This is a genomic window from Agreia sp. (assembly GCF_964263775.1).
Lineage (GTDB): Bacteria > Actinomycetota > Actinomycetes > Actinomycetales > Microbacteriaceae > Agreia.
The window spans coordinates 36,898-43,684 of record NZ_CAXVWM010000080.1; the positions used below are offsets into that span (position 1 = coordinate 36,898).

7 protein-coding genes are annotated in these 6,787 nt (G+C 66.0%); 3 read left to right on the plus strand and 4 right to left on the minus strand.

The annotated features are described in order from the left end of the window. Window positions 1-35 precede the first annotated feature (35 nt). Together galE and ACE5CZ_RS06660 are read right to left on the minus strand one after the other, a co-directional pair. On the minus strand, window positions 36-995 hold the full coding sequence (gene galE / locus ACE5CZ_RS06655; RefSeq protein WP_374946549.1) for a UDP-glucose 4-epimerase GalE: 960 nt from the start codon (window positions 993-995) through the stop codon (window positions 36-38). Beyond that, window positions 980-1,111: a hypothetical protein gene (locus tag ACE5CZ_RS06660; RefSeq protein WP_374946550.1), complete on the minus strand. Its 132-nt coding sequence runs from the start codon at window positions 1,109-1,111 to the stop codon at window positions 980-982. Before ACE5CZ_RS06660 ends, galE begins: the two co-directional genes overlap by 16 nt. 96 nt (window positions 1,112-1,207) lie before the next feature. On the opposite strand from ACE5CZ_RS06660, the gene ACE5CZ_RS06665 reads away from it, so the two are divergent. Then, complete coding sequence (locus ACE5CZ_RS06665) at window positions 1,208-2,167, plus strand: GlxA family transcriptional regulator (RefSeq protein WP_374946551.1); 960 nt, start codon at window positions 1,208-1,210, stop codon at window positions 2,165-2,167. 339 nt (window positions 2,168-2,506) lie between these two features. Then, window positions 2,507-3,358, plus strand: a complete 852-nt coding sequence (locus ACE5CZ_RS06670; protein ID WP_374946552.1) for a hypothetical protein — start codon at window positions 2,507-2,509, stop codon at window positions 3,356-3,358. 68 nt (window positions 3,359-3,426) lie between these two features. Here ACE5CZ_RS06670 and manA read toward each other — a convergent pair whose 3' ends face one another. Beyond that, window positions 3,427-4,659, minus strand: coding sequence for a mannose-6-phosphate isomerase, class I (gene manA / locus ACE5CZ_RS06675; RefSeq protein WP_374946553.1), 1,233 nt, complete (start codon window positions 4,657-4,659; stop codon window positions 3,427-3,429). Window positions 4,660-4,838: 179 nt separating this feature from the next. Between manA and ACE5CZ_RS06680 the strand changes: the two genes are divergently transcribed. Further along, complete coding sequence (locus tag ACE5CZ_RS06680) at window positions 4,839-6,017, plus strand: acyl-CoA dehydrogenase family protein (protein ID WP_374946554.1); 1,179 nt, start codon at window positions 4,839-4,841, stop codon at window positions 6,015-6,017. A 39-nt stretch (window positions 6,018-6,056) separates the two neighbouring features. Here the strand turns inward: ACE5CZ_RS06680 and ACE5CZ_RS06685 are convergent. After that, on the minus strand, window positions 6,057-6,787 hold a 731-nt coding region (locus ACE5CZ_RS06685; RefSeq protein WP_374946555.1), incomplete at its 5' end, for a transporter substrate-binding domain-containing protein.

Here is a 6,787-nt window from a genome sequence, read left to right on the forward strand (position 1 = left end):
GCGCTGATCGACGGGGGCGTGACACGCCGAATCGACTACGCGCCCTGGCGTGCCGCCCAGGCGCTCCGCACCATCTCATCGAGGGTGTGGCGCATCCGCCAGTCGAGGTCGCGCGCGGCCAGCTCGCCCGAGGCGACGATGCGTGCCGGGTCGCCGGGGCGGCGCGGCGCGATCTCGGGCTCGAAGGGAATGCCCGTGCCCTCGGCCATTGCGGCCATGATCTCACCGACGGATGCCCCGTCGCCGCTCCCCAGGTTGTAGGCCGGCTCGAGCGGCTCGCCGGCATCCAGACGCCGCGCGGCAGCGACGTGCGAGAGGGCAAGGTCGGCCACGTGGATGTAGTCGCGCACGCACGTGCCATCCGGAGTGTCGTAGTCGTCTCCGTTGATGCGGGGAACTCGGCCGTCGAGCAGCGCGTCGAAGACGAGGGGAAACAGGTTGTGCGGGCTGGTGTCGAACAGGTCGGGATATCCGCTTCCGACGACGTTGAAGTAGCGCAGTGAGGTGTGCGCCAGGCCCGCTGCGACTCCTTGGTCGCGCAGCAGCCACTCGCCGATCAGCTTGGACTCCCCGTAGGGAGACTCGGGATTCTTGGCCGTGGCCTCGGTCACGAGGGCGGTATCGGGAGTTCCGTAGACCGCGGCACTCGAGGAGAAGACGATGCGGTCGACGCCCGCGTCGCTCATCGCGGTGAGCAGCACCTGCGTTCCCGTGACGTTCTGCTCGTAGGTGTGCAGGGGGCGCGTCACGGAAACGCCGGCGTACTTGTACCCGGCGACGTGCACGACGCCCGAGATGGAGTGGTCTTCGAAGAGCTGGCGCAGCAAAGTCGCGTCGAGGATGCTGCCGACGATGAAGGGCACCCCGTCATCGACGAAGGAGCGGTGTCCGCTCGAGAGGTCGTCGACGACGACCACCTCGATGTCTTGTTCGAGGAACGCCCGCACCACGTGCGAGCCGATATAGCCCGCGCCTCCCGTTACCAGCCACGCCATTCGTCGTCTCCTTTGCACAGCGGAATGCGACGATAGCCGTCGCGCCCCCAGTCTCGCATCGTCCACACGATGGCGGCTGCCGCCAGAACACCCATCACTCCGAGAAAAATCATCATGGCAGTAACGCTACGAATTGCGAATAGTTGCCACCAGATGGAAGAATGTCAACGCACCACGCATTACTGCCACTGAACCGTCGCGAAGGACATTCCATGCTCAAGAAGGTCGTGCTGATCGCACTCCCCCACGTCGCCCCGTTCGAGTTCGGCGTGATCTGCGAGGTCTTCGGCGTCGACCGCTCCGATATGGGAGGGCCCGTGTTCGATTTCACGATCGGGGCCGCCGAGCCCGGACCCGTTCCGACGAACCTCGGCTACGACATGATGATCCTGAACGATCTGTCAGCGGCGGCCGATGCCGATCTCATCGCCGTTCCGGCACACGACATCGAGGGTCCGCTGCATCCCGAGGTGCTGCGGGTGCTGCACGAGGCGAACGACCGCGGTGCCTGGATCCTGACGGTCTGCAGCGGGGCATTCACCCTGGCGAAGTCGGGCCTGCTCGACGGCAAGCGCGCCACGACCCACTGGATGCACGCCGACCGGCTGGCCCGCGAATACCCGTCGATCGAGGTCGACGCCGATGTTCTGTTCGTGCAAGACGGCAACATCATCACCGGGGCGGGAACCTCGGCCGGCATCGATGCAGCACTGCACCTCGTGCGAACCGAGCTCGGCGCCGCCGCGGCCAACGTGATCGCGCGCCGCATGGTCGTGCCGCCGCAGCGTGCGGGCGGGCAGGCGCAATACATCGCCACCCCTCTTCCTGCAGAGCCGAGCGACTCGTTCGCGGGCGTCACAGATTGGATGCTCGAGCACCTCGATCGCGACCTCCCCGTCGACGAGTTGGCGCGCAAGGCCCTGATGTCCTCCCGCACGTTCGCGCGGCGCTTTCGCGCAGACCTCGGCACGACGCCGGCCGCCTGGCTCAATAAGCAGCGCCTCATGCGCGCGCAGCAGCTTCTCGAGGAGACGACCTTGGGCCTCGAGGCGGTCGCCACCGAGACGGGCTTCGGATCGGCCGCCGTGATGCGCCACCACTTCGTGAAGACCCTCCAGACCACGCCGGCGAGCTACCGCCGCACGTTCTGTGTCAGAGAGTTCGCCAGCTGACCGGGCGACACGCTAAGTCAGCACGAACCGTTGTACACCCCGCTGTGGAGGGCGTCGTCTTCGGCGTGGCGACGAGGTCGTGCTGACTTGATGATGACGGTGACGTTGACGGCTCCTTTCCCTCCCCTGGGCGAACACAGAAGAGTTGTCCCCTGATCCCGCAGAGCCGATCCATCGCAGCCCACCGTGAGGCCCATCCTCTTCCTTGTGATCAATCCCGATGCAGTCGCGGTGGCCCGCCTTGTCGATAGAAATGGAGGCATCGCGTCCCGCGCCACCCTCCTGCGGGCCGGGGCCTCGACACGCTCTATTGAACGAGCCAGCCAGGCGAGACTGATCGTGTCTGAGCGACGCGGGCTCTATGCCACCGCGGCAGCCGACCTCGATCAACGCAGAGCCGTTCGACTGGGCGGCCTGGTCGGTTGCCTCAGCGCCCTACGACGATCGGGAGTCTGGGCGGGGCTGGACACGCGCCTGCATGTGCATGTGCCGGCAGGTTCGAAGCGACTGCGCGTCGACTCAGTGGTTGCGTTCGGCCGCGACACACGCACACCCCGAAGCGACACGAATTTTCTCGCAGATGCCGGTGTGCCCCGCATCCACTGGCAGCGTCCAATCGAGCGCATACCTCTCGGCACGCGCTACGGCCCCACAGACTGGATCGTTCCTCCGCTCCTCGCCCTGAGACAAGCGGTGCTCTGCCAAGAAGAGGAGCACGCGATCGCCTCGATCGACTCTGCGCTGCGGAAACAATTCATCCCCCGCAGTCAACTCGATCTCCTTTTCGAGACCCTTCCCAAACGCCTCCACCGGCTTCGGAGCGAACTCGACCCTCTGGCTGATTCCGGTACCGAGTCCATCTTCGGGGTACGCCTGCGCAGGCTGGGTCATGTCGTCGAGTTGCAACAGGCGGTGCCGGGCTCCAGCAAGTTCGACGCACTCATCGACGATGTCGTCGCCGTTGATCTGGACAGCAAACGATGGCACTCCGACGAGAGGCAACAGATGTGGGACTACGACAAGACCCTCCAGTCCTTCGCCTGGGGCCAGACGGCGATCCGAATCCTTCCTCATCACCTGTTCGATTGTTGGCCGGAGACCCTGCAGGCGATCGAACGCGCCGTTCACGACGCCCGAGACCTACGCCGCTACAGGGCCGGGGGCGCGCCTAAGTCAGCACGTCTTGAGTAAAACGCCGCCACAACGACACCGCCAGGCGGCGATCCTTCAAAACGTGCTGACTTGACCCGGAAGCGAGTTCAGGCCGGGGCGCCCGGGGCCGCCAAGAAGATCGTTCCCACCCCGGTGAACGTGATCGCGCCCTCCTCGGGCGTGATGAACACCGACTGGCCGCGCTCCAGGGTCGTGTCACTGCGCTCGCCGTGGATCTCGAACGACCCGTCGGTGCAGATCGCGATCGCGGCCCCGTCGGGTCGGTAGGCCGCACGCTCGTTCAGCTCGGTATGGATCCGCGCAAGCACGAAGTCAGGTACGCCCGGCCGAAACTCCTCCACGCCCTCAGACGGGAACGTGGGCCGCAGATACGGAACGGGAAGCGACTCGAAGTCGAGCACCGAGAGCAGTTCGGGAACGTCGATGTACTTCGGCGTGAGTCCGCCCCGCAACACGTTGTCGGAGGCCGCCATCAGCTCGACGCCGAGCCCCTTCAGGTACGCATGGATGTTGCCGGCCGGCAGATACAGCGCCTCACCGGCCGAGAGGGACACCCGGTTCAGCAGCAGCGATGTGACGATGCCCGGGTCGCCCGGATACTCGAGAGCCAGGTCGCGGACCGTCTGCAACGATGCCGCGTACTCCCCCGCCGCGGCAGGCTCGAATTCCTCGGCGAGTACCGAGACTCGGCTCACGAGGGCCGCCACCTCTTCCGACCCGCCCAGAAGCCATTCGACGAGTGAGCGGAGGACGTGTGCCTCGTCGCCCCCGGCGAGCGCCCGCGAGGCGAACGGGGCGAGAACGGCCGGCGTCGCGGCATCCGATTCTGTGTCCCACCGCTCGAGAAGCGCGACGATCTCGCGAATCTCTGCGACCGGGCGGAATCCGCAGAGCGCGTCGAAGGTCTCGCTGAGGGCGACGATGACCTCGGGCTTGTGCAGCGGGTCTTTGTAGTTGCGATTCGGTGCGTCGAGCGGGATGCCCGCCGCGTTCTCGGCCTCGAACCCCTGTCGGGCCCGCTCGAGGGTCGGATGCGCCTGCAGCGACAGCGGCCCGTCGGCGGCGAGGATCTTCAGCAGAAACGGAAGCTGCGCGTGCCGCCCGATCGCCGTCTCCCTGTCGGTCGCGATCCACTCGGCGAGATCGGCGGCGCCGTGCGGCATCGATCCGTCGGCGATGCGAGCGGGAGACCCGGGGTGCGCGCCGAGCCACAGTTCGGCCTGGGGCGCACCGGATGCCGGGGTTCCGAGCAATTCGGCGATCGCGGTGGCCGAACCCCACGAGTAGTCACGGGGAGTATTGGTGATGCCAACGAACACGTCGGGCGCCCTTCTGCAAAAGTGTCGAGGAACGATTCGTGCGGGCGCGGTTATGAGCGATCTACAACGTCGCCCGGTGCGGCCCGCCGAGTCTTAGGCCAAACTACCAATCAGTTGGAGCGGCAACGGTCACGCTGGTTGAGTTGCACCCGGACACCCCTGAGCACTGGAGCACACACATGTCTTTGGAACCCCTCGCGAGCGACTTCTACGGCTACGAGTCGATGCTGACCGACCAGGAGAAGACCTCGCTCGCGGCGATCCGCACGTACCTCGAGAACGAGGTCAAGCCGGTGGTCAACGGCCATTGGGAGAAGGCGACGTTTCCCCACGAGATCGTGAAGGGTCTCGCCGACCTCGACGTCTACCGCTTCGGCTGGGCCGAGACGAAGCCGTTCGAGAACTCGGCTGTGTTCCGCGGATTCGTCGCCTTGGAGCTCGCCCGCGTCGACGCATCCGTCGCCACGCATGTCGGCGTGCAGAACGGCCTCGCGATGGGCGCGATCAGCGTCACGGGCTCCGACGAGCAGCGCGCAGAATGGCTGCCCCGGATGGCGGCGGGCGAGATCGTCGGCGCGTTCGGCCTCACCGAGCCCACGTCGGGTTCCGACTCCGCGCAAGGCCTCACGACCACGGCGACGCGTGAGGGCGACGAGTGGGTGCTGAACGGCGAGAAGCGCTGGATCGGCCACGCGACCTTCAGCGACATCACGGTGATCTGGGCGAAGGACACGGCCGACAACCAGGTCAAGGGCTTCATCGTTCCCACCGAGACGGCGGGCTACGTCGCCACGAAGATCGAGAACAAGCAGAGCCTGCGCATCGTGCAGAACGCCGACATCACCCTCACAGACGTGCGCATCCCCGAGTCGCTGCGGCTGCAGAATGCGAACTCGTTCCGCGACACCGCCAAGGTGCTGCGGCTCACCCGCGCCGAGGTGGCCTGGGCAGCGGTCGGCAACTCGATCGGCGCCTACGAGGCGGCGCTGCGCTACACGAAAGAGCGCGTGCAGTTCGGCAAGCCGATCGCGAGTCACCAGCTGATTCAAGACCTGCTCGTGAAGTCGATCGGCAACATCACGGCCAGCCTCGGCATGGTCGTGCGCGTCTCGCAGATGCTCGACGAGGGCATCCAGCGCGACGAGCACTCGGCGCTCGCCAAGGCGTATGCGACGGCCCGGATGCGCGAGACGGTCGCGTGGTGCCGCGAGGCGCTCGGCGGCAACGGCATCGTGCTCGACTACGACGTGGCGCGGCACTTCGCCGACGCCGAGGCGCTGTACTCGTATGAGGGAACGCGCGAGATGAACACGCTCATCGTCGGCCGCGCGCTCACGGGCTTCGCCGCGTTCGTGTAGCTCGGCTCGGGCCGTTCGCGCGTGCGGGCGGCCCTCGGGTCACTCCGACGAGATTGTCGGAGGGGAAACGAACCCCAAGGTCTTGCCCGCTGTCTTCTGCCAGAGGGCCTTATACGTGCCGTCGGCGTATGACTCCTCGAGCACGTCGTCAATGAAGTATTTGAACGGCAGGTCGTTGCGGCGAATGCCAACACCGTACGGCTGCACCGTGAACGGACTACCGACGAGCTCGAACTGGCCAGGGTTGGCCGCGCGGAACCCTTCGAGAAGCACGTTATCGGAGCTGACCGCTTCGACGGCCCCCGATCGAAGCGGCTCGATGCACTGGGAGAGCGAATCGACGAGAACGACGGACGCCCTCAGCGACGCGAGCTTTTCGGCAGCGGCAGAGCTTGCCACGGCGCAGACCGACCGACCAACGACGGACCCCTTGCCCGTAATGGTCGTATCTCCCGTGTTCACCATGATGCTCTGGCCAGCGACGTAATAGGGCCCACCGAAGCCCACCGAGGCCTCATTCGTCAGAGTCATTGCAAAAGACGAGACGACAAAATCGACGTCGCGATCGGCCAACACACTCACCCGGTCTGCTGCCGTGACTGGAACCCAGGTGATCTCGGCGTCGTTTAGCCCGAGCGAGTGCGCGATCAGTCGGGCGATCTCCACATCGAATCCCTGCGGCACTCCGTTGACGTCGGCCAGCCCGAGCAGAGGCTGATCCACGGATACGCCGATGCTGACAGATCCCCGATCGGCGATCTTCTTCATCG

Coding starts and splice junctions, on each gene's coding strand:
- galE (WP_374946549.1), bottom strand. CDS start 995: ATGGCGTGGCTGGTAACGGGAGGCGCGGGCTATATCGGCTCGCACGTG.
- ACE5CZ_RS06660 (WP_374946550.1), bottom strand. CDS start 1,111: ATGATGATTTTTCTCGGAGTGATGGGTGTTCTGGCGGCAGCCGCCATC.
- ACE5CZ_RS06665 (WP_374946551.1), top strand. CDS start 1,208: ATGCTCAAGAAGGTCGTGCTGATCGCACTCCCCCACGTCGCCCCGTTC.
- ACE5CZ_RS06680 (WP_374946554.1), top strand. CDS start 4,839: ATGTCTTTGGAACCCCTCGCGAGCGACTTCTACGGCTACGAGTCGATG.